Annotated in this window: 28 protein-coding genes and 2 pseudogenes; all 30 read left to right on the plus strand. The window is 40.5% G+C overall.

The genetic code is table 11. The features are described 5' to 3' along the window. Positions 1–49 precede the first annotated feature (49 nt). The 30 genes and pseudogenes from VOA_RS19815 (at position 50) to VOA_RS07445 (ending at position 20,666) form a co-directional block, all read left to right on the plus strand. Positions 50–1,240, plus strand: coding sequence for a HEPN-associated N-terminal domain-containing protein (locus tag VOA_RS19815; protein ID WP_156794473.1), 1,191 nt, complete (start codon positions 50–52; stop codon positions 1,238–1,240). 142 nt (positions 1,241–1,382) lie between these two features. Further along, a complete protein-coding gene (locus VOA_RS07525) occupies positions 1,383–2,117 on the plus strand; it encodes an HNH endonuclease (protein ID WP_000704590.1) in 735 nt (244 codons plus the stop codon). 322 nt (positions 2,118–2,439) lie between these two features. Continuing rightward, positions 2,440–2,592: a DUF645 family protein gene (locus VOA_RS07520; RefSeq protein ID WP_198006594.1), complete on the plus strand. Its 153-nt coding sequence runs from the start codon at positions 2,440–2,442 to the stop codon at positions 2,590–2,592. A gap of 237 nt (positions 2,593–2,829) precedes the next feature. Further along, positions 2,830–3,162, plus strand: coding sequence for a type II toxin-antitoxin system RelE family toxin (locus VOA_RS0118130; RefSeq protein WP_000843587.1), 333 nt, complete (start codon positions 2,830–2,832; stop codon positions 3,160–3,162). Then, positions 3,149–3,463, plus strand: coding sequence for a helix-turn-helix domain-containing protein (locus tag VOA_RS07515; RefSeq protein WP_000071008.1), 315 nt, complete (start codon positions 3,149–3,151; stop codon positions 3,461–3,463). The genes VOA_RS0118130 and VOA_RS07515 overlap by 14 nt, the downstream gene beginning before the upstream one ends. Positions 3,464–3,636: 173 nt before the next feature. Beyond that, a complete protein-coding gene (locus VOA_RS0118135) occupies positions 3,637–3,903 on the plus strand; it encodes a BrnT family toxin (protein ID WP_000589156.1) in 267 nt (88 codons plus the stop codon). Further along, complete coding sequence (gene brnA / locus VOA_RS0118140) at positions 3,890–4,135, plus strand: type II toxin-antitoxin system BrnA family antitoxin (protein ID WP_000643598.1); 246 nt, start codon at positions 3,890–3,892, stop codon at positions 4,133–4,135. The genes VOA_RS0118135 and brnA overlap by 14 nt, the downstream gene beginning before the upstream one ends. Positions 4,136–4,206: 71 nt before the next feature. Further along, the gene (locus VOA_RS07510) at positions 4,207–4,920 is read left to right on the plus strand and encodes an FMN-binding negative transcriptional regulator (RefSeq protein ID WP_000338181.1); all 714 of its coding nucleotides are present in this window, start codon (positions 4,207–4,209) and stop codon (positions 4,918–4,920) included. A gap of 146 nt (positions 4,921–5,066) precedes the next feature. Next, positions 5,067–5,336: a hypothetical protein gene (locus tag VOA_RS07505; RefSeq protein ID WP_000146943.1), complete on the plus strand. Its 270-nt coding sequence runs from the start codon at positions 5,067–5,069 to the stop codon at positions 5,334–5,336. 159 nt (positions 5,337–5,495) lie between these two features. After that, positions 5,496–5,915 (plus strand): hypothetical protein, encoded by a 420-nt coding sequence (locus VOA_RS19820; protein ID WP_000660946.1) that lies wholly within the window; start codon positions 5,496–5,498, stop codon positions 5,913–5,915. A 293-nt stretch (positions 5,916–6,208) separates the two neighbouring features. Then, the gene (locus VOA_RS07500) at positions 6,209–6,391 is read left to right on the plus strand and encodes a DUF645 family protein (protein ID WP_000923336.1); all 183 of its coding nucleotides are present in this window, start codon (positions 6,209–6,211) and stop codon (positions 6,389–6,391) included. A 194-nt stretch (positions 6,392–6,585) separates the two neighbouring features. Further along, on the plus strand, positions 6,586–7,479 hold the full coding sequence (locus VOA_RS07495; protein WP_001206117.1) for an SIR2 family protein: 894 nt from the start codon (positions 6,586–6,588) through the stop codon (positions 7,477–7,479). A 162-nt stretch (positions 7,480–7,641) separates the two neighbouring features. Beyond that, entirely contained in the window at positions 7,642–8,898 is a 1,257-nt protein-coding gene (locus tag VOA_RS07490; RefSeq protein ID WP_000273667.1) for an AAA family ATPase, read from the plus strand. After that, on the plus strand, positions 8,879–9,463 hold the full coding sequence (locus tag VOA_RS0118155) for an HNH endonuclease (protein WP_232202792.1): 585 nt from the start codon (positions 8,879–8,881) through the stop codon (positions 9,461–9,463). Before VOA_RS07490 ends, VOA_RS0118155 begins: the two co-directional genes overlap by 20 nt. Positions 9,464–9,716: 253 nt before the next feature. Further along, positions 9,717–9,977: a DUF3709 domain-containing protein gene (locus tag VOA_RS19355; protein ID WP_161803469.1), complete on the plus strand. Its 261-nt coding sequence runs from the start codon at positions 9,717–9,719 to the stop codon at positions 9,975–9,977. Between the two features lie 256 nt (positions 9,978–10,233). Further along, a complete protein-coding gene (locus VOA_RS0118160; RefSeq protein ID WP_000933409.1) occupies positions 10,234–10,581 on the plus strand; it encodes a hypothetical protein in 348 nt (115 codons plus the stop codon). Positions 10,582–10,873: 292 nt separating this feature from the next. Next, positions 10,874–11,020, plus strand: a pseudogene (locus VOA_RS19830) (DUF645 family protein). Positions 11,021–11,253: 233 nt separating this feature from the next. Next, positions 11,254–12,006 (plus strand): hypothetical protein, encoded by a 753-nt coding sequence (locus VOA_RS07485; protein ID WP_001041990.1) that lies wholly within the window; start codon positions 11,254–11,256, stop codon positions 12,004–12,006. 297 nt (positions 12,007–12,303) lie between these two features. Next, positions 12,304–12,486 carry a DUF645 family protein gene (locus VOA_RS07480; protein WP_009355997.1) on the plus strand — a complete coding sequence of 61 codons (183 nt, stop codon included), beginning with the start codon at positions 12,304–12,306 and terminating at the stop codon, positions 12,484–12,486. A gap of 259 nt (positions 12,487–12,745) precedes the next feature. Then, positions 12,746–13,027 carry a type II toxin-antitoxin system Phd/YefM family antitoxin gene (locus tag VOA_RS07475; RefSeq protein WP_000086649.1) on the plus strand — a complete coding sequence of 94 codons (282 nt, stop codon included), beginning with the start codon at positions 12,746–12,748 and terminating at the stop codon, positions 13,025–13,027. Continuing rightward, positions 13,024–13,311, plus strand: coding sequence for a type II toxin-antitoxin system RelE/ParE family toxin (locus tag VOA_RS07470; RefSeq protein ID WP_000869992.1), 288 nt, complete (start codon positions 13,024–13,026; stop codon positions 13,309–13,311). Before VOA_RS07475 ends, VOA_RS07470 begins: the two co-directional genes overlap by 4 nt. A gap of 160 nt (positions 13,312–13,471) precedes the next feature. Next, on the plus strand, positions 13,472–14,188 hold the full coding sequence (locus tag VOA_RS07465) for a GIY-YIG nuclease family protein (RefSeq protein WP_000555615.1): 717 nt from the start codon (positions 13,472–13,474) through the stop codon (positions 14,186–14,188). A 184-nt stretch (positions 14,189–14,372) separates the two neighbouring features. Next, complete coding sequence (locus VOA_RS07460) at positions 14,373–14,786, plus strand: VOC family protein (protein ID WP_000049411.1); 414 nt, start codon at positions 14,373–14,375, stop codon at positions 14,784–14,786. Positions 14,787–15,023: 237 nt separating this feature from the next. Then, on the plus strand, positions 15,024–15,302 hold the full coding sequence (locus tag VOA_RS0118170; protein WP_000280312.1) for a DUF3709 domain-containing protein: 279 nt from the start codon (positions 15,024–15,026) through the stop codon (positions 15,300–15,302). A 269-nt stretch (positions 15,303–15,571) separates the two neighbouring features. Further along, complete coding sequence (locus VOA_RS07455) at positions 15,572–16,726, plus strand: YaaC family protein (protein WP_000527985.1); 1,155 nt, start codon at positions 15,572–15,574, stop codon at positions 16,724–16,726. Between the two features lie 306 nt (positions 16,727–17,032). Then, positions 17,033–17,158 (plus strand): annotated as a pseudogene (locus VOA_RS0118180) (DUF645 family protein); the annotation flags it as partial. Next, positions 17,124–17,240: a hypothetical protein gene (locus tag VOA_RS20235; RefSeq protein WP_001952129.1), complete on the plus strand. Its 117-nt coding sequence runs from the start codon at positions 17,124–17,126 to the stop codon at positions 17,238–17,240. The pseudogene VOA_RS0118180 and the gene VOA_RS20235, both read left to right, overlap by 35 nt. A 201-nt stretch (positions 17,241–17,441) precedes the next feature. After that, entirely contained in the window at positions 17,442–17,900 is a 459-nt protein-coding gene (locus tag VOA_RS07450) for a hypothetical protein (protein ID WP_000559647.1), read from the plus strand. A gap of 186 nt (positions 17,901–18,086) precedes the next feature. Beyond that, positions 18,087–18,566, plus strand: coding sequence for a hypothetical protein (locus VOA_RS0118185; protein WP_000791822.1), 480 nt, complete (start codon positions 18,087–18,089; stop codon positions 18,564–18,566). 285 nt (positions 18,567–18,851) lie between these two features. Continuing rightward, complete coding sequence (locus VOA_RS07445) at positions 18,852–20,666, plus strand: hypothetical protein (protein WP_000430102.1); 1,815 nt, start codon at positions 18,852–18,854, stop codon at positions 20,664–20,666. The last annotated feature ends 119 nt before the right edge of the window (positions 20,667–20,785 follow it).

The following is a 20,785-nucleotide window of genomic DNA, read 5'->3' on the forward strand; positions in this document are numbered from 1 at the left end:
GCCCCTTAGGCGGGCGTTATACCTATCGGAACATTCGGAGCTAATAAATATGGGTAGAGCTAAAGAGTTTATGTTGGAGCAAGAAGAAAGAGGTTTCTACTCTGTTGGTGATAAATTTTTATGTTCTCGATGTATTGGTGAAGAAGACTTAGGTAGATATGTGCGTGCTCAAGGAGATATTGGAGAATGTACATACTGCGGAAATAAAAGGCTAAGAATTATTCATTTTGATGAACTTATGGAATTCTTAGTGGGTTGTATAAAACAGGAATATGGTGACCCCAACAACGTTGGTGTCGCATGGGACAAGGGATGGTGTGGATACGTAATGGATTCATACGATCTGTTAGCGAAACTTAGTATCCCGATAGAAAACATGGAGCTTCAGAATGACATCATATCTTCTCTAGATGTCCAACAATGGTGCAAGAGGGACTTTTACAATTTATCTCCCTCGGAAGCATATTTACATGGATGGAAGTCGTTTGTACATGTAGTGAAGCACAAGTCCCGATACTCATTTTATCGCGCTGAAGAAGACCGGGAGTTTAGTAGTTTCGACGAAATTCCACCTAAATTTTTTATGGACTCTTTGAGCAATGTTGTAGACAGCCTAAACTTGTATCGGAATATTCTGGTTGGTGAGAGATTACTCCGTGTAAGAGTCCATGATAAAAAAGTGAGACTTAATTCAGCCCATGAGATTGGTTCGCCCCCAGTCGAGTTTGCAGTATATCCCAATAGAATGAGTCCATCCGGAATATCAATGTTCTATGGGGCTTTCGATCGACGCACTGCAATCGCCGAAACCTTTGATGGGCCAAATCAAACAAAGGTTGCTAGCGTCGGGACTTTTGAGGTAAATCGAGAACTTGTTGTTATTGACTTTAGTAAACTACCACCATATGAAGGATTGTTATCTGGATGTGAACGAGATTACCGTCATCAACTATCGTTTGTTTATGATTTTCTATCGGATTTTACAGCTCCGGTGCGAAAGGACGGTCTTGAGCATATTGATTATGTTCCAACGCAAGTAGTCAGCGAACATTTTCGATTTATCCATAAAACCAAAGAAGGTAAGAAAGTTGACGGTATTATTTATCCGAGTTCAAAGTTAAATAAAAGAAATGCAATAGTATTGTTTTGTGACGATAAAGACTGTGTAGAGCGTGATGCAAAGGATGGTCTTTTGAGGCTTATTAGCCTTAAAAGAATTAACCCTAATAAATATATATAGGTATAACAAACGCCTCAAGAGGGACTGTCAACGCGTGGCGTTTCCAGTCCCATTGAGCCGCGGTGGTTACGGTTGTTGTGTTTGAGTTTAGCGTTATGCGTTGCCAGCCCCTTAGGCGGGCGTTATGTGCTAGGAGGAGCTGTTGAAAATTACCGAAAAAGCGCTATTTGAAATATATGAATTAGCTCGTGATGCCTATCAAGGGAAACTGACAAGAAAAGAAGCGATTAAGTTAGCTGTTGATAATGGAATTATGGGGAAGGCCTCAGCGCAAGATTATATACAAAACTTTCACTACATCATGAACGGTTTTATCTATAAGCGCACGATGAATCTACAGGGTACAAGAATTTACTTGGAGCAAATTTACAAGGATTTTGGTATCCAAAAGTTCCAACAGGCTCTCGAAATAGTCGAGGCTCATGTTGAGTATTACAACTCTCTTGGGCACGGCAAGCAAATACAAACACAAGTACTTATTGATGAGTTCTCGCAAAAGTATCAAACCAATTTTCAAAGTATTTCCTACCCAGATGAGCTTCCAGAGGATGTACTGATAGAAGGAGCGAGAAAGCAGATCACGGTAAATGCATATGAACGTAACCATAGAGCAAGAGCTCAGTGTATTGAGCACTATGGGAATAGTTGTTACATATGTAGTTTCAATTTCTTCGAATATTTTGGAGACCTTGGTGCTGGTTATATCCATGTACACCATCAGGTTGATTTGGCACATGTTGGTGAAGCTTACATTGTTAACCCAATAGAAGATCTCAAACCTGTATGTCCCAACTGCCACGCTATGCTTCATAAAACTAAACCTGCAATGTCAGTTGAGAAGCTAAAGGAATTAGTGTCGTCTCGAAAACGCACATAACAAACGCCTCAAGAGGGACTGTCAACGCGTGGCGTTTCCAGTCCCATTGAGCCGCGGTGGTTGCAGTTGTTGTGTTTGAGTTTTGTGGTAATGCGTTGCCAGCCCCTTAGGCGGGCGTTAGTTTCTCTCAGGAAAAGTCATCAAAAATTCAAACGTAAGACTCTGAAAAATAATCCTTTAGTTTTCAAACCGCACAATTAGACTTTTGCGTTTTTCTTGATGCTGATTTGGTAGAACGTGTTGAAAGTTCAGCAGTCTCAAAGTTGCTGAAAACTAGCAAGCCTCGATGCTTCAACATTGTTGGATGCTCAACACTGGAAGTTTGGTTTCACAAAAGCGGCATCATTGCTGTGAGCGTGCTTTCTTTGTCGTTGATTCGGTAAGTGGCCAACTTAACCTTGATCGTTTTGAGTTTTGGCTGCCAACTTTACAGCTTTTGGCGTTGGACGTGTGTTTGTTTGATGCATTTGCGTAAAATCACTTTCAAGCAAATGTGTTTAAAAATTTATTGCTAAACAATGGGCTACGAAACTAACAAACGCCTCAAGAGGGACTGTCAACGCGCGGCGTTTCCAGTCCCAATGAGCCGCGGTGGTTGCAGTTGTTGTGTTTGAGTTTTGTGGTAATGCGTTGTCAACCCCTTAGGCGGGCGTTATAGCTCTTATCTGAACTAATCCTTGCCATCTGTACGCTTGGTACGTACACTTCCTGTATGAAAAGTGTATTTGTCGAATCAACAATTTTTGAAAAGTACCGAGATGAGTATCTCAGTGATGAAGAGTATAGGCTCTTTCAAGCAGAGCTAATGCTAAATCCCAAGCTGGGTGATGTGATTCAAGGTACTGGCGGTTTGCGAAAAATTCGAGTTGCGAGTAAAGGTAAGGGAAAGCGTGGTGGTTCACGGATTATCTATTACTTTCTCGATGAAAAGAGGCGTTTCTATTTGCTAACCATTTACGGCAAAAATGAAATGTCCGATTTGAATGCAAATCAAAGGAAACAACTAATGGCTTTTATGGAGGCGTGGCGCAATGAGCAATCGTGATTTATTTGCAGAGTTAAGCTCAGCTCTTGTTGAGGCTAAACAGCATTCAGAAGGTAAGCTTACGCTGAAAACACATCATGTGAATGACGTGGGAGAGTTGAACATCTCACCGGATGAAATCGTGAGTATTCGCGAGCAGTTTAATATGTCCCGCGGAGTTTTCGCGCGGTTACTTCATACGTCTTCACGCACATTAGAAAACTGGGAACAAGGTCGTAGCGTGCCAAATGGTCAAGCGGTCACTCTTTTAAAGTTAGTACAGCGTCATCCAGAAACGTTGTCACACATAGCCGAGCTATAACAAACGCTTCAAGAGGGACAGCCAACGCATGGCATTTTTACTATGCGTTGGTTTTCGTGTTTATTATGTTATGCGGAGAGTCAGTAGTGGCGTTGGCTGCCCCTTAAGCGGGCGTTAGCCGTCATTAATAAACAAAGTTTGCCTAATGAGTAAAAAGGGTGTAGTTTTTACTCATGATTAAATTTGAATTTGATGAAAACAAAAGCAGAAGTAATCTCGAAAAGCACGGTATTGATTTTCATACAGCTCAAGGGTTGTGGAATGATTCAGATCTTATCGAGATCCCTGCTAACACGAGTGATGAGCCCAGATATTTGGTTGTCGGCTTACTAAACGGTAAGCATTGGTCAGGAGTAATTACCTACCGAGGTACGAATATCAGGATCATCTCGGTTCGGCGTTCACGGAAAGCGGAGGTAAGCCTTTATGAAAGCGCATGAATTTGATGCCAAGTTTGAAAGTGACGACGATGATATCGTAATGGACTTGGATCTATCGCAAGCTAAAAGACCGATGCATAAGCAAAAACGAGTCAATGTGGATTTTCCAGCCTGGATGCTTGAGTCCTTGGACAGAGAAGCGAGTCGTATTGGTGTAACACGTCAATCAATCATTAAAATTTGGTTGGCAGAAAGGTTAGAGAGCGTGTCTCATCATTCAAGTGTGAGATAAACGGCTAACAAAGCATTTAAGAGGGACTCACAACGCGTGGCATTTTTGCCATGCGTTTGTTTTTGTGATGAATGTGCTATGCATTAAGTGCTTTTGTGCGTTTTTCGCCCCTTAATGCGGCGTTAGCATTCAAAGAGAGAAATTTGCATATTCCAGGGAAGTTTAAACAGGAAAATATTGAAGAACTCGCGGGGTTGATACGCGAATATCCATTCGCAACAATCATTACTTTATCTGAGTCGGGGATTGATGCTAATCATCTTCCGTTATGTCTGATGGAATTGGATGGGGAATTATATTTAAAAGGGCATATAGCTAAGGCTAACTCACTTTGGCAAACCACGGAGCCACTATCCGAAGCACTAGTGATTTTTAATGGCCCCAACACCTATATATCCCCGAGCAATTATCCGACTAAGAAAGAAAATGGTAAGGCTGTTCCCACGTGGAATTATGTTGTTGTACATGTGAAAGGAAAAATACGGTTCATTCATGATCCTCAGTGGATAGTTGGAGTTCTTGAGCAGTTAACTTCCGAGCATGAGCGAGAGCAGGTAGTACCGTGGTCGATGTCGGACGCTCCTGAATCATATATTCAGAATATGCTATCAGCGGTGGTTGGTATTGAAATTGCCATAGACTCCCTCAGTGGTAAATGGAAGTTGAGTCAGAACCAATCAGAGATAAATCAAAAAGGTGTTGTCGATGGTCTATCGTCGAAAAGTGATACCAATTCGCAAACCATCGCTTCAATGATGTGCACTAATCTTCAGCAAGAATGCTAACAATCGCCTCAAGAGGGACTGTCAACGCGTGGTGTTTCCAGTCCCAATGAACCGTGGTGGTTAAGGCTGTTGTGTTTGAGTTTGGTGGTAATGCGTTGCCAGCCCCTTAGGCGGGCGTTATAAGCTAAGTGGAAAAGGAGAAAAAAGTGGCCAGTAAGGCGTATGAAGAAGGTTTTAATTCGAGCCTATATTCTGATTATGTAAACCCTTATCCGGAAGATTCTTCTGAATTTGATGATTATGAGCGAGGTCGTTCTCAAAAAATTAAACGTAGTGGCTCAAACAGCAATTTTTTTAATGACTTTAATCTTTGGGATACTGACATTGAGCCAGTTCGAGATATTCAATTTAAACCAAAAAAATCATTATTAGGGCCAGAGAGGCCAAATCCATATGCGCAGGCCAAAGGAAAGTAAATCTCTTAAACTCGCTTATAACAAACGCCTCAAGAGGGACTGTCAACGCGTGGCGTTTCCAGTCCCATTGAGCCGCGGTGGTTTCGGTTGTTGTGTTTGAGTTTAGTGGTAATGCGTTGTCAGCCCCTTAGGCGGGCGTTAGGTAGCAAGGAGTATGCTATGAAGGAAAAATATGTTTTAGTTCCGCCGAAAGGTATACGACTTGATTTACAGACTGCCGAGCGGGAGTTAACCATTACTCATCAAAATATTTCAATCGAAGTTGGCCCTGAGCACTGTCAAATAAAGGGAAGGATTTATAATACTGTTGACCCAGTTGAATCTGCTGTTGCAGAAGGAGATTGTTTAAGTCGTTTACACCATCCAATGACTCCAAAGTGGGTTCGAAGAGCGTCTCAAATTATATTCGCTCCCATGATCATTTTAGTTGTAATCAAAATGACAGTTTCACTATTTACTATGTCTACACCAAATAGTTTCATAGAGTTGGTCGTTGTAGCCCTAATATTTTGCATCGGACTACTAATTCTTTGGGTTTATTGGTTGATTTTTGTCAGTGGTCCCCAAAAAACTACCTAACAAACGCCTCAAGAGGGACTGTCAACGCGTGGCGTTTCCAGTCCCACTGAGTCGCGGTGGTTACGGTTGTTGTGGTTGAGTTTAGTGTTATGCGTTGCCAGCCCCTTAGGCGGGCGTTAGCTTCTAAAAGGTTAGAATCATCAAAATCTAAGCCCATTTGTTGTAAAAAATCAGCTTTTAGCGTTCAAATTCCACAACTTGGCTTTCGAGTTTTTCTGATGCTGACTTGGTAGAAAAAGTTGAAAGTTCCGTAGTTTAAAAGCCGCTGAAAACCAACATGTCTCGGTGCTTCAATGTTGTTGGATGTTCAACACGGTCAACTTAGTTTCACAAAAGGCTGCATCATCGCTGTGATCTTGCTTTCTTTGTCGCGGACTCTTAATCGTGGCCAACTTAGCCTAGATCGTTTTAAGTTTTGGCCGCTAACTTCACAGCTTTTGGCGTTGGACGTGTGTTTGTGTGATGCTTTTGCGTAAAATACCTTTCACGAAAACATGTTAAAAAATCATTGTTAAACAATAGGCTACGAAGCTAACAAACGCCTCAAGAGGGACTGTCAACGCGTGGCGTTTCCAGTCCCATTGAGCCGCGGTGGTTTCGGCTGTTGTGTTTGAGTTTAGTGTTATGCGTTGCCAGCCCCTTAGGCGGGCGTTAAGTGTATAGAGGAAGTATGAGAGATTATGTTGTACTAGTTGGTAATGATATCAATAATATTGTTGCCGGAAAATCATGGGAGGATCTTCTTAAAGACCTTACAGAACATCTGTTAATTTCGGTGGATTTTCCAAAAGATAAGCCTTTTCCCCTAGCTTATGAAGAAATCTACTTCAAGGGTTTAGGGACTAGTGGTTCATTTGACGAACGTGTAGTTAAAAAATTTGTAGCTAGCCATGTCAGTGATATTCAATCAAGCACTATCCATAAACGTTTAATGGAATTAAGCTGTGAAAATATTCTCACAACTAACTATGATTTGTCCCTTGAGTCTGTCGTGTCCTCTAACACCAAGTCACTCAAAAATAATGGTTACATCAAAGAGTCACTTTATAATTTGTTTCGTTATCATGAAGTTGGGCATAAAAAAATATGGCATATTCATGGTTCTGCCAATGCTTATCAATCTATAACATTAGGCTATGAGCACTACAGTGGATATTTGCAGCATATGCGCAGTTATGTTGTTACTGGCACTAAAGATACTTACAAAAGTCGCTCTTTTTCGCCTCTAACTAAACGGTTCAAAGAGGATAAAGTTGAGCACTTATCATGGGTTGATATGTTCTTCACTAAAGACGTCCATATTCTTGGTCTATCTTTGGATTTTAACGAAAATGACTTATGGTGGTTGCTTACTTTCAGACAAAAGTCTATGCACACCAAGCGTTTATTGATATTTAATCAAGTTTACTACTATATCCCCAAAACCTACGTTGATCGCTCGAAGAGTAAATTGGATCTACTCAAAAGTGTAGGTGTACAGGTCGTAGAAATAGACAACAGCCAACTAGATAAGCTTGGTTACTATAACCGCGCAATAGATCAGATCTCCGCAAAATACACTTAACAAACGCTTCAAGAGGGACTTCCAACGCGTAGCATTTTCATTATGCGTTGATTTCGGTGGTTTCAGTGTTATGCGGAAACTTGGTAGTCGCGTTGTCAGCCCCTTAAGCGGGCGTTATGTCGATATCAGCGTCAATTACGAAGCTAACTATAAGGAAGTATTGTGTATTTTAAAAAATTGAAAATAAGCAAATGGCAACAGTTTGAAGAAATCGAGATTGATCTACACGATCGTATAACTATTGTCACAGGGTCAAATGGTTGTGGTAAAACTACGCTATTGAGTTTATTGGCAAGACATTGTGGGTGGGTTCAAGTTTCACTCTCTACCCCTAAGAAAGACAAGAAAACAGGAGCGATTAAATTTGTCCAACGCTTTTTTAAAGGTAAAAGTGAAGAATATGGCAATAATGTTGGCTCTATTGATTATTCAAACAATACCTCTAGCCAATTACTTGTTCAGCAAACTCAAGCTGCTAACTACCATGTTCAAATCCAAGGGCAGCAAGCAGTAAAAAGTTTTTACATTCCGTCTCATCGGACTACATTTAGATACGCTGCGCTAGGAAATATTCCTACAGCAAAGAAAGATAAGCAATCTGCATTTGATGAAGTTTTTAATTTAAAAAAACAAACTCACGAAGGTAATTATCGAGGTCAACCAGCAAGTTACTTAATGAAAGCGACATTAATTGGCTGGGCTATAAATGGTTATGGAGTGACTAATAACCAAAAAACTATAATGCCTCAAGACAAAGAACAGATTTCATATTACGAGGGTTTTCAAAATGTTTTAAGAAAGGTTCTTCCTAAGACAATTGGATTTGAAGAATTCGAAATTAGGAATATGGAGATTGTTTTCATATGTAATGGTGGAGAAGATGAGTTTTTATTAGAAACTGCCTCTGGCGGAATAAGTGCGCTTATTGATATTGCGTGGCAGATTTATATGTACGCGACACAAGATAACCCAAGTTACACTGTAATAATAGATGAAATAGAAAACCATCTTCATCCTACTATGCAGCGTAGAATTCTTCCCGATTTATTAGATGCATTTCCTACCGCTAAATTTATAGTGTCAACACATAGCCCGTTGGTAGTTGGATCAGTCAAAAATTCCAGTGTTTATGCTTTAACCTATAATGATAGTAATAAAGTAGAGTCAAGAAAATTAGATTTATTGAATGAAGCCAAAACGGCGACGGAAATACTTGATGAAGTCCTAGGAGTATCCTTCACAATGCCAATTTGGGTGGAAAATCAACTGGTTGATATTGTTGAAGAATTTAGTTCTAAAAGTATTTCTCAAATAGATTTTACTGCTTTGCGCAATAGGCTGTCTGAATTGGGTTTAGAGCGAATGGTTCCTGTCGCAATTCAAGGTATTATGGAGCGATATGATGATCAAGCTAACTAGACCAGATTGCCCACATCCAGTCGCTCTAGATAATGGAAATTACAAACACCATTTAAATAAAGAAGCGCTAAAAAAAGCTAACTTTGATAAATGTATGTATTGTGAAAGTAAAATATCTCATATTGATTTTGCTCACGTTGAACATTTTAAGCCAAAAGCTAAGGATAAATACCCTGAACTAGAGTTTGAGTGGACGAACCTTGGCTACGCGTGTCCAAAGTGTAATAACAATAAGTCTGATAAATTTCACGAAGACTTCCCATACATAGATCCATATTCAGAAGAACCATCTGAATATTTTTTAGCACATGGTACTTGGCTATTTGTAAAACAAGGTTCTGAGAGAGCAGATTTAACCATTAGAGATATTGAATTAAATAGACCAGAATTACTTGAGAAACGACTAGAAAAAGTCACTGAGATACAAAATGCAATTACAGCTTGTTTTCGCACAAGAAGTAAAGCACTGCGCGACAAGGCGTTGCAGGAGCTAACAAGAGAAGCAGAGTCAGATAAAGAATATTCATTTTTTGTTAAAGCATTAATTGCCGCTCATGCAACGTAAAAACGACATAACAAACGCTTCAAGAGGGACAGCCAACGCGCGGCATTTTTACCATGCGTTGTTTTTTGTGATTACGATGTTATGCGGAAAGTTGGTAGTAGCGTTGGCTGCCCCTTAAGCGGGCGTTATGCTTAATCCATAAAAATCAGTAGGTTGTGGTTGTCGATTTCTTTGGCATTTCGTTCAGGTTTTGTCGGCAATTCAATATTGTTTTTCGCTGCCTAACGAAGCAGCAATGTATCTGGCGCTGTAAATTCTGAGTGATTGCCTCATTGGGTTTTTGAGTCTGCGCGAGGTGAGTACGGCTTTCTCAAGTCGCTTTGAGCAGTCTGGTGCCTTTACTTACAGGCTAAAAGTTTGTCGGCAATTGAGCATTGTTTTGCGCTGCCTAATGAAACAGCAATGTGTCTGTCGCTTTAAGTTTCGGCGTGATTGCCTCATTGAGTTATTTTGCCCATTCGTGGTGAGTTGGTTTGTCGGAGAGGGTTTCCACATTGGCCGAGTTGCTAAATGAAAGCCTGCATTGGTCAGTTCTAATTCAAGAAAACTCGAAGTTTGGTCAATGATTTCAGTGGGTTATTCTTGGTTTGGTTCAAATGTAAAGTGTTGAAGCTTAAGCATAACAAACGCCTCAAGAGGGACTGTCAACGCGTGGCGTTTCCAGTCCCAATGAGCCGCGGTGGTTTCGGTTGTTGTGATTGAGTTTGGTGTAATGCGTTGCCAGCCCCTTAGGCGGGCGTTATGTTGCTAAGGATGGACGTTGGAATAAGATGCTAAATTTATTGAGGTTTTTTCTCATAAGCAATCTCACTGCATCAGCAGTTGTGGTCATGTTTGAGAAATCTACGGGTTTCTTTGGCCTGAGGTCTTGGCCCGATTATGCATTCTTTGTTGTGGTGATCCTTTGGGGGTTAGCAGCCTTATTTTTTATGTACCCACCAGAAGGCGGTTTTGGTGGTGATAGAGCAGAAAGTGTAGCGGGTTCAATGGTGGATAGTTCGGTGGCTAATGAAATTGACAGTGAGCGTTTTTCATCAAACACGATGCTTTGTATCAAACTTTTTGTTTCAGGGTTACCTGCATTTCTAACATGCATAATAGTTAGCACCGCAACATAACAAACGCCTCAAGAGGGACTGTCAACGCGTAGCGTTTCCAGTCCCAATGAGCTGCGGTGGTTTCGGTTGTTGTGTTTGAGTTTAGTGGTAATGCGTTGCCAGCCCCTTAGGCGGGCGTTAGTTTCTATCTAGAAAAATCATAAAGCTCAGGTTCAACGCTCTGAAAAATCAGCTTTAAGCGTTCAAGTCGAACTATTTGGCTTTTGAGTTTTGCCTGATGCTGATTTGGTAGAAAGTGTTGAAAGTTCAGCTATTTCAAAGTTGCTGAAAGCCAACAAGTCTCAATGCCTCAATGCTTTTGGTTGTTCAACACGGTCAGTTTGGTTTCATAAAAGGCTGCATCATCGCTGTGATCTGGCTTTCTTTGTAGCGGACTCTTAACCGTGGTCAACTTAACCTTGATCGTTTTAAGTTTTGGCTGCCAACCTCACAGCTTTAGGCGTTGGACGTGCGCTTGCTTGATGCTTTCGCGTAAAATGACTTTCAAGCAAATGTGTTTAAAAAGTTATTGTTAAACAATGGGCTACGAAACTAACAAGCGCCTCAAGAGGGACTGTCAACGCGCGGCGTTTCCAGTCCCATTGAGCCGCGGTGGTTGCAGTTGTTGTGATTGGGTTTAGTGTTATGCGTTGCCAGCCCCTTAGGCGGGCGTTAGTTTTATGGAGAGTGTAAATGAACAAGCGAGCGATAGAATGTGTTTTTGGTTCATTTAGAAATGACTTCATCAATATCAAAAAATTGGAATGTGATGATAAGTACAAAATTACGCTTTACCTGTGTCTGATTGATGGTATTTCTAACTTCTCAGTGCCGAGTGAAAAGCAAAATAGAAATCGCTTTATTAGCACCCTGAAGAAGTTCAGTGATTGGACGGATGGAGGGTTAATTAGCATCCAACAACTCAATGCGTTCATTCACTCTGATGTAAAAGACATTGATGAGCTTAAGTGTTTAGCAACTGAAGAAATGTCTATCTTCGTCAAAAATAGGTTATTTCCGACAGATAAAACGCTAGCGGTATCCGGTTTTACCGCTATCTCACAAGTCGATAAAAAGTCTGATGAGATCATCAGTTTATGGAATAAATATGCTAGTGATAATGGTAAGTTACATAAAGCGTACATAGACCAATTTTCTCACTTTAGTTTGTTATATGAGCTCCGAAATAATTTGATTCATAGTTTCCAAAACTGTTCTGGTGCAAGTTACGGTATCTACCATGAACCCGGATATAAAGTTGTCAATATCGCCTCTAATTCAGAGGAACAACTAGTTTCTGGTCATAGAGTTGAGCTGGTATATCCATTAAGCTTTATTGAAAAAGTTACCGACAGAGTATTGGTAAATACTCAAAGCTACTTTGAGTCTAATGATATTGATGTTTTGCAGTATGTAGACGAAAGTGAAGTTTGGCGTATGCAATAAAACTAACAATCTGTTTAAGAGTGATTCGCAACGCGTGGCATTTTTAGTATGCGTTGTGTTTGGTGTTTAAGGTGGTATGCGGGAGCATTGGTATTGCGTTGCTCACACCTTAACAGGGCGTTAGCTTCTTAAAGGTTAGAATCATCAAAATCCCAACTCATTTGCTGTGAAAATTCAGCTTTTAGCGTTCAAGTTTCACAACTTGGCTTTCGAGTTTTTCTGATGCTGACTTGGTAGAAAGTGTCGAATTTTCAGCAGTTTCAAAGTTGCTGAAAACCATCAAACTTCGATGCTTCAATGTTGTTGGATGTTCAACACTCAAAGTTTGGTTTCACAAATAGCTTCACCATCGCTGAAATTGTGCTTTCTTTGTCGCGGACTCTTAATCGTGGTCAACTTAACCTTGATCGTTTTGAGTTTTGGCAGCCAACATCACAGCTTTTGGCGTTGGACGTGTGTTTGTGTGATGCTTTTGCGTAAAATGCATTTCAAGCAAATGTGTTTAAAAATCATTGCTAAACAATAGGCTACGAAGCTAACAAACGCCTCAAGAGGGACTGTCAACGCGTGGCGTTTCCAGTCCCAATGAGCCGCGGTGGTTGCAGCTGTTGTGTTTGAGTTTAGTGGTAATGCGTTGCCAGCCCCTTAGGCGGGCGTTATAACACAGAATCAATTCCTTGCTCGTAAATCTCAATTGAACTACTATTTGTACATTAAATTGTACTAAATGGAGTTCATTATGAGCCGTATTCACCTTGATCAAGATATTCAGCCTTTGTCTGAGTTCCGTGCTGGCGTTGCATCATTTATCAAACAGATCAATGAGACTCGTCGACCATTGGTTATTACACAACGAGGTAAAGGTGTAGCAGTTGTTCTTGACGTTGCGGAGTATGAAGCAATGCAAGAGAAAATCGAATTACTCGAAGAAATGCGTACTGCAGAAGCTCAATTGGCTGCAGGTTTAGGTATATCAAACGAAGATGCTCGTTCACAAGTTCTGGGGCGCATCATCAAATGAAAGTAGTTTGGTCACCTCTAGCGTTACAAAAACTGGGTGATGCCGCAGAGTTTATTGCTTTGGATAACCCATCAGCTGCAGAAAAGTGGGTGAATGATGTGTTCGATAAAACGGAATTGCTCGGCTCAATGCCAGAAATGGGCCGCATGGTTCCTGAAATGCCTCATACAAACTACCGTGAAATAATTTTTGGTCATTACCGCATTATTTATAGTTTGGGCCTCGAAATACGAGTTCTAACATTCCGTAACTGTCGCCAATTGCTCACGGAACATGATGTGTGAAACTGTGTTATAACAAACGCTTCAAGAGGGACAGCCAACGCGTGGCATTTTTGCTATGCGTTGGTTTTTGTGGTTACGGTGTTATGCAATAAGTTGGTAGTGGCGTTGGCTGCCCCTTAAGCGGGCGTTATATGCTTTTAATTTACAGTAAGGAAAGAACATGCATTCGATTATTTACGTGATGCGTCATATTGATGTAGGTGGACATATCGATATCCCATATAAGAAAGTTGGTATCACTGGTGCTGGAAATGCAACTCTCAGCAAAAGGTTACAGCAGATAAGCAATACCAAGTCACCGATCAAAGCTCAGTGTATTGCCGCGTGGGAGCATGCAGATGCTCGATCAGTCGAATCTGCTATACATAATTTTATGCAGGAGAGTCGTATCGAAGGTGAGTGGTTTTTGGACAAAGAAGATAGCCTAGTTGAACGGATGCAACCATTAATGGAGTTGCTAGGTGCGAAAGTAATAGCCTTAGAAGAAAGTAATGATTCATATACAGTCAGCGCTTTAAAAAGGGAGGAAGAGGCTAAGTTACAATCAGACCATATTTTACTTGGTGAGATATCGAACTTATTGGATAGCCCTTTACGCTCTAGTTCTAGAATTTCTGGCCCGACGTTCTTCAGTGAGGATAAATCACTAACGTATTATGTGAATGCACGAAAGTCAGGTAGGCATTATTTGGCAATAGGACGCAGTAAAGGTTTCTATAAGGAGCTCAGTGAGTTCTTAGAGTCCCACGGATATGATGTTGAACAAAGCCATAAAGAGCACACAAAAGTATTAAATGTCGATACAGCAACCATTGCAGAAGTTATTAACTTAATAGAAAAGAATTTTTCTGTACCTGAACCAAGCCAAAACATATAACAAACGCCTCAAGAGGGACTGTCAACGCGTGGCGTTTCCAGTCCCATTGAGCCGCGGTGGTTTCGGTTGTTGTGTTTGAGTTTAGTAGTAATGCGTTGCCAGCCCCTTAGGCGGGCGTTATGTGCTTTCTCGAAAAATCTTGAAGTAGTGTAGAATTCGGTTTTTGAAATCTTGAGAAGTCAGTATGTCTAAAGTCGTTCAACAGCAAATCGGCAATATCGCACTTGTCGTAGAAAACTACGATGATGCTATTGAGTTCTATACAAAAAAGTTGCAGTTCAGTTTGGTTGAAGATACAGATTTAGGTGGTGGTAAGCGTTGGGTTCAAGTTTCGCCGCCAAACTCGAATGGAACGAATCTACTTCTTGCTCAAGCAAGTAACGAAGAACAAACTCAATTCGTAGGTAATCAGACTGGAGGTCGTGTTTTTCTGTTTCTACAAACGAATGACTTCTGGCGAGATTATGAGTTAATGAAGGCCAATGGTGTTGTTTTCAACGAAGAACCACGAGTTGAAGAGTATGGGACAGTGGTTGTGTTCCAAGATCTTTATGGAAACAAATGGGATTTATTGCAGCTGAACAAGGCTCATCAATAGCACGCACATAACAAACGCCTCAAGAGGGACTGTCAACGCGTGGCGTTTCCAGTCCCAATGAGCCGCGGTGGTTGCAGTTGTTGTGTTTGAGTTTGGTGGTATGCGTTGTCAGCCCCTTAGGCGGGCGTTATGCTTAATCCATAAAAATCAGTAGGTTGTGTTTGTCGATTCCCTTGGCATTTCGTTCAGGTTTTGTCGGCAATTCAATATTGTTTTTCGCTGCCTAATGAAGCAGCAGTGTATCTGGCGCTGAAAAATCGCGGTGATTGCCTCATTGTGTTGTTGAGTCTGCGCGATGTTAGTGTTGTTGGCTCAAGTCGCTTTGAGCCGTTTGGTGCCTTTACTTACAGGCTTAAAGTCTGTCGGCAATTGAATATTGTTTTGCGCTGTCTAATGAAACAGCAATGTGTCTGTCGCTGTAAATTTCAGTGTTATTGCCTCATTGAGTTGTCGCGCCCATGCGTGGTGAGTGAGTTTGTCGGAGAGGGTTTCCACATTGGCCTAGTTGCTAAATGAAAGCCTGCATTGGTCAGTTCATAGGTAAAAGTTGAGCCAGTTCTAATTCAAGGAAACTCGGAGTTTGGCCAATGATTTCAGTTAGTTATCATTGATTTGATTCAAATGTAAAGTGTTGAAGCTTAAGCATAACAAACGCCTCAAGAGGGACTGTCAACGCGTAGCGTTTCCAGTCCCATTGAGCCGCGGTGGTTACGGTTGTTGTGTTTGAGTTTGGTGTTATGCGTTGCCAGCCCCTTAGGCGGGCGTTATAAAACCAAGGGAGAGACATGGGAAATCCAATAATAGCAAATGATCCAAACAAACTCGTTTGGTTAAGGTTAAAGCAGCTAACAAGTGTTGAGGTTTGCAGAAATTTAATTAAAGACAAGTGCACTAGACAAAGCCTTTCATTACCTGAAGAAACTATTGACCGAAAGTCTATAGGTCTAGCTTCTGCCATAGATTCAGCGTTAGGGTACTGGCAAGAAAAACCGTCATCTCTTAATTCTTGGGTTCTTTCTCGGTATTACGCTTTATTACAGTTAACTATTGCTGAACAGGTTTCTAGTCCAAACAATCAGAGCGACTTGGCTTCAATTCAAAAACATACCGAGCAAGGTCACGGACTGGCTATTTGGCTAAAAGGCATTGATAGTCCTTTGGACTACAATATTTACGGGTTGAAAGGTGGGCATTTCTATTCCTATGCTAAGTATTTAGGCCTTGAGCCAAAAGAGTGGGCTGCAGACAGACGTGCAAAAGACATTTCTGAGCTAGAAATGCACCCTAGTGTTTCTATAAAAGATTTGTTTCAACACATTCCTGAACTGGAGCCTGTTCTCTACTCCTTCATCCAAGAGCCATCTAAGTGTTTGCATATCGGACACTCATCTGAAAATCATCGATATGAAGACGAAATCCGTAGAAAAAATAGAGAGGAAGGTAACTTCAACTTTTCTCTTCCTAAACGTGACTTTACATTTGTAAGTATTTACGAAAACTTGGACAACCCAATTAACTTGGAGCTTATTCTTGATACTAAGATTCCGCTAGACGATATTCGTCTGGAGACGAATGAGGACAGTTCTGAGCGATCTATCTTTAACGGTAAACTTAATCATGAAACAGGCCAGCTTTGGTGGTCAGCGATTGAACACTATAAATCAAGTTTTACTGGTTCTATGTTCATTGAACCAATGTTTGGAAAAGTAAACGATATTGTAGTTCGCCACTTCTTTTTGCTTTATGGCTTAAGCATTTTAGTCAGGTATACACCTGATGTATGGCATGAAATTAAGGCGGGCTCTTATGATAATATCGGTTCTCTGATCGAGTATTATTTGACGACATTTGAAGAAGTTATCCCGTTATTGATGCTCGATCGAATCACCGGAAAAAAACATAGAACAGCACAACCGGGCTCAATGCAGAGTTTGGTGTAACGGTTTTATAACAAAGCATTTAAGAGTGATTCGCAACGCTTGGCATTTTCAGTTCAAGGTTAGGTTTTGTGTTTACGGTGCAATGGTTTTGGTTAGGTGGTAGCGTTGCTCACACCTTAATGCGGCGTTAGCTTCTTAAAGGCTGGAATCATCAAAATCCAAACTCAATCGTTCTGAAAAATCAGCTTTTAGCATTCAAATTGCACAAGTTGGCTTTTGCGTATTTTCTTGATACTGATTTGGTCGAACGTGTTGAAAGTTCAATGGTTTCAAAGTCGCTGAAAATCATCAAACCTCGATGCTTCAATGTTGTTGGATGTTCCACACAGAAAGTTTGGTTTCATAAAAGGCTGCATCATCGCTGTGATCTGGTTTTCTTTGTCGCGGACTCTTAACCGTGGCCAACTTAACCTTGATCGTTTTGAGTTTTGGTAGCCAACCTCACAGCTTTTGGCGTTGGACGTGTGTTTGTGTGATGCTTTTGCGTAAAATGCCTTTCAAGCAAATGTGTTAAAAAGCCATTGTGAAACAATAGGCTACGAAGCTAACAAGCGCCTCAAGAGGGACTGTCAACGCGCGGCGTTTCCAGTCCCATTGAGCCGCGGTGGTTATGGCTGTTGTGTTTGAGTTTAGTGGTAATGCGTTGTCAGCCCCTTAGGCTGGCGTTATGTGATGAGGTGGAATTATCAACTTTAGTGAATTAAAAGACTCAGATTTGATAGCAGCGTATGGTGATTTGATCACAGAGTTAAAGAGACGAGAGATTATCCGTACTAAGAATGTTGTCGGTGATCTAGGTGAACGTTTTGCTATTGATTTTTATACACAAAATCCTAGTTTAGAGTCTTTATATGATGCTCCAACCAGTACAAAAAGCATCGATGCTTTAGGTGAGTTTGGTAATAAATATGCGATTAAATCAATCACAGGAAACCTTACGGGTGTTTTCTATGGCTTACCGCATAAAGATTCATTAGAAATACCAGAAAAATTATTCGACTATTTACTCGTAGTTTTGTTTTCTGACACTTACCAAGTGCGTGCAATTTATGAGTTAACATGGGAACAATTCTTAACTCATAAAAAATGGCATAGTCGTATGGAAGCATGGAATATCTCGGTGAGTAAAAAGGTAAAATCTGAAGCACGAACTGTGTTTGAAATCATCACATAACAAACGCCTCAAGAGGGACTGTCAACGCGCGGCGTTTCCAGTCCCAATGAGCCGCAGTGGTTTCGGTTGTTGTGTTTGAGTTTAGTTGTAATGCGTTGTCAGCCCCTTAGGCGGGCGTTATGTTCTCGGTGCTTGAGATTCACTATATAATTATAATGACTACTTTTCTTAGCTTATTGATTTTAAATGAAAAATAAAAACGCACGACTTGAGTTGTTACATATCCAATTAGAGCTTAATAATCAAAGATCTCAACATATGAGGCACTTTATCGATCAATATTACTGTTATAAACACAATTTTGTTACATCAACAGGGAAAGCTAGTTGGGAAAAATGTCTATGGAATGGACATGTTTCTAAAGCTGCAATGATTGAAAAAGATAGAAAAAGGGTTACTAAAGAACACATTATTCCTCTGAAAGTCATTGTCCAAGAATTAAAACAGTTAGCTATTGAAGCAGAAGTCTCTTTGGATTCGATTCAAAAATATATCGATGATAATTTGCTTTTTGCAACGATAACCAAGGAAGAGGACGCAAAATTAAGAGCGTTAAAATTGAACAGTTCAATGCCTAAAGGTTATTACCTTCCAGATGATCCCTTATATAAGGATAAATTTGGTCGATATAAATTAGCAGGGATCGAACTTATAGAACGAACATAACAAACGCCTCAAGAGGGACTGTCAACGCGTGGCGTTTCCAGTCCCATTGAGCAGCGGTGGTTATGGCTGTTGTGTTTGAGTTTAGTGGATTGCGTTGCCAGCCCCTTAGGCGGGCGTTATATTTTCCTCAGATTCATTGCTTTAAATGTGACTTGATTCATATCTTTGAGCGTTGTGCTCAATTCTCTTAACCAAAACATGGTCTTTGTGGTAGACATAATAACCAAATAAGTAATCACGCTTTATACGTTTCTTTGTTAGTCATTGCTGTAATAAGGAGGTTGTGTGGAAAATAATACTATTACAGTTGAGAAGCATAATGTTGCTCCCTACTTGTCTGTTTTATTGGGAGCAAAATCAACTAAAGAAGAATCGTGCTCAGTTCACGAAGTTATCCTCCAGCTATTACAGGAAGAGTCTTCAGATGAAATGAATGTAGGCTCAACTGTCAATGATGAGGTTGGAGAGCTAGGAACAGTAAAAATTACTTCATATACAATCTCAAAGAATCCTAGTTGGGCTAAAGGGTTGGAACTGAAGGATTTAGAGCACCATGTTTTCGTTAGCTTTAATGTTAGAGATCACTTGGCTTTTTATTTCTCTGAAAAAGGCAAGAAAGACACCATCCGAGAGTTTTTTGGGAAAAAACGCTTACCAAATCTATTTCCAATTCCAATAAGCAAGTTGAACGGTAATTTCATTAATGAAGATGAAATTAAAATGCTATGGTTGTCGGGTATACATGGTCGAGATAACTTTAAAGCAGACTCTAAAGTTTTAGGCGGTAAGAGTGTGGCGGATACCCTCGATCCTCTGATTGATCAATCGTATATGATGTCTGCAGTACGCACTGAAGTTTGGGGTTCCAAGGCAAAAAGTTCTGTCGGAATTAATCCATTTAAATCGTCAATATGGCGTGGGCCTTGCAAAGATTGGAAGACTTTCGAGAACAGAGTACTAGAAATTTTAGACATTCTGTCTGTCAATAGTGTCGAATCAGAGACTCCTATAGGGATATTGTCTTATCCAATATCTAAGCCTGATGACTTAAAAACTCCATATGACTTTTCTCTCGTAGATTACGACTTTTTGCCTGAGGAAGATGGGCAGCATCGTAAAGAACTGCTAAAAAAACTGCAGTATGACTTTCATGTTGAGCTGGTGAACAGCTTCATTGAAAGTGACATTTCACTCGACATTTTCTATTCAGGGAAAAAGGTAGGGCATATATGCGTTGAAGTAAAAGTCGACGACTATAAAGTCACATTTATAGTGAAAAGCGAAACACCTATTACTAAAAAACACTTCGATTTATATAAGCGAGTATTTGTCTACCCTGAACTTGTTAAGTGTTGGTTTGAATCAGGACATGCCGTTGTAAATGGGATGGTATTCAGAACTGGTTATCAAGATGTGGAATATAATAAGTTTTTATGGGCTGACTTTGAAAAGTACGATATTACTAAGGAAAAACCGGGGTTAAATGCACAGAAGCCTTCATTGAAAGATATTGGTAAAGAAAAGTCATTATTTTGTTGGGTACAAAAATGTTGGAGTGGAAATTGGTTAACACCAAGTGAGTTTAATACGACAGAAAAGCCAAAAGGATGGCTTTATTGTGATGATGGTGCAGGCGAAAAAGCAGACTTCATTCATTATGTTCAGCATGGTTCACTTCATTTAATATCGTTGATTCATGTAAAAGCATCGAAGTCTAGTGAGACATCAAGAAAAATATCTGTAGGTGCTCACGATGTTGTGCTTAACCAAGCGGTTAAGAATCTCAGGTATACAGCCAGAAAAGTCCTTGTCGAAGACCTTAAAGCAAGATATGACAATGCAGCTCATAAGGGTTGTTGGCATAATGGGAAAATGGCAAAAGCTGAAGACTTTTTTAATGCGCTTATGGGCTTAAAAGACAACAAGCATGTTAAAACTCGTGTTGTAGTCGTTCAGCCTCACACTCAGGAAAGTGTTTATAGAAATAGTGTAGGCAGCAAAATCAAAACTCAGCTAGATGTATTGTTGGTAAGTGCTGAGAATGCAATTAGATCCTCTGGCGCTGATTTTCACATCATAGGCTTAGCCGACAAAATATAACAAAGCATTCAAGAGGGATTCATGCCGCGTAGCATTTTTAGTTTGCGGTGATTTTTGGTGGTGAAAGTGGTCTGCGGAGGGTTGGTTTATGCGGCATTCACCCCTTAACGCGGCGTTAT

It is taken from the genome of Vibrio sp. RC586 (assembly GCF_000176715.1).
In the GTDB taxonomy this organism is placed as follows: Bacteria; Pseudomonadota; Gammaproteobacteria; order Enterobacterales; family Vibrionaceae; genus Vibrio.

Bases quoted from the DNA above. Each gene is read 5' to 3' on its own strand.
- VOA_RS07515 (WP_000071008.1), top strand. From the start codon at position 3,149: ATGAGCAATCGTGATTTATTTGCAGAGTTAAGCTCAGCTCTTGTTGAG.
- VOA_RS07470 (WP_000869992.1), top strand. From the start codon at position 13,024: ATGAAAGTAGTTTGGTCACCTCTAGCGTTACAAAAACTGGGTGATGCC.
- VOA_RS07460 (WP_000049411.1), top strand. From the start codon at position 14,373: ATGTCTAAAGTCGTTCAACAGCAAATCGGCAATATCGCACTTGTCGTA.
- brnA (WP_000643598.1), top strand. From the start codon at position 3,890: ATGAAAGCGCATGAATTTGATGCCAAGTTTGAAAGTGACGACGATGAT.
- VOA_RS07465 (WP_000555615.1), top strand. From the start codon at position 13,472: ATGCATTCGATTATTTACGTGATGCGTCATATTGATGTAGGTGGACAT.
- VOA_RS0118185 (WP_000791822.1), top strand. From the start codon at position 18,087: ATGAAAAATAAAAACGCACGACTTGAGTTGTTACATATCCAATTAGAG.
- VOA_RS0118135 (WP_000589156.1), top strand. From the start codon at position 3,637: ATGATTAAATTTGAATTTGATGAAAACAAAAGCAGAAGTAATCTCGAA.
- VOA_RS0118155 (WP_232202792.1), top strand. From the start codon at position 8,879: ATGATGATCAAGCTAACTAGACCAGATTGCCCACATCCAGTCGCTCTA.
- VOA_RS19820 (WP_000660946.1), top strand. From the start codon at position 5,496: ATGAAGGAAAAATATGTTTTAGTTCCGCCGAAAGGTATACGACTTGAT.
- VOA_RS0118130 (WP_000843587.1), top strand. From the start codon at position 2,830: ATGAAAAGTGTATTTGTCGAATCAACAATTTTTGAAAAGTACCGAGAT.
- VOA_RS07475 (WP_000086649.1), top strand. From the start codon at position 12,746: ATGAGCCGTATTCACCTTGATCAAGATATTCAGCCTTTGTCTGAGTTC.
- VOA_RS07495 (WP_001206117.1), top strand. From the start codon at position 6,586: ATGAGAGATTATGTTGTACTAGTTGGTAATGATATCAATAATATTGTT.
- VOA_RS07455 (WP_000527985.1), top strand. From the start codon at position 15,572: ATGGGAAATCCAATAATAGCAAATGATCCAAACAAACTCGTTTGGTTA.
- VOA_RS07500 (WP_000923336.1), top strand. From the start codon at position 6,209: ATGTTGTTGGATGTTCAACACGGTCAACTTAGTTTCACAAAAGGCTGC.
- VOA_RS0118160 (WP_000933409.1), top strand. From the start codon at position 10,234: ATGCTAAATTTATTGAGGTTTTTTCTCATAAGCAATCTCACTGCATCA.
- VOA_RS19815 (WP_156794473.1), top strand. From the start codon at position 50: ATGGGTAGAGCTAAAGAGTTTATGTTGGAGCAAGAAGAAAGAGGTTTC.
- VOA_RS07510 (WP_000338181.1), top strand. From the start codon at position 4,207: ATGTGCTATGCATTAAGTGCTTTTGTGCGTTTTTCGCCCCTTAATGCG.
- VOA_RS07480 (WP_009355997.1), top strand. From the start codon at position 12,304: ATGTTGTTGGATGTTCAACACTCAAAGTTTGGTTTCACAAATAGCTTC.
- VOA_RS07485 (WP_001041990.1), top strand. From the start codon at position 11,254: ATGAACAAGCGAGCGATAGAATGTGTTTTTGGTTCATTTAGAAATGAC.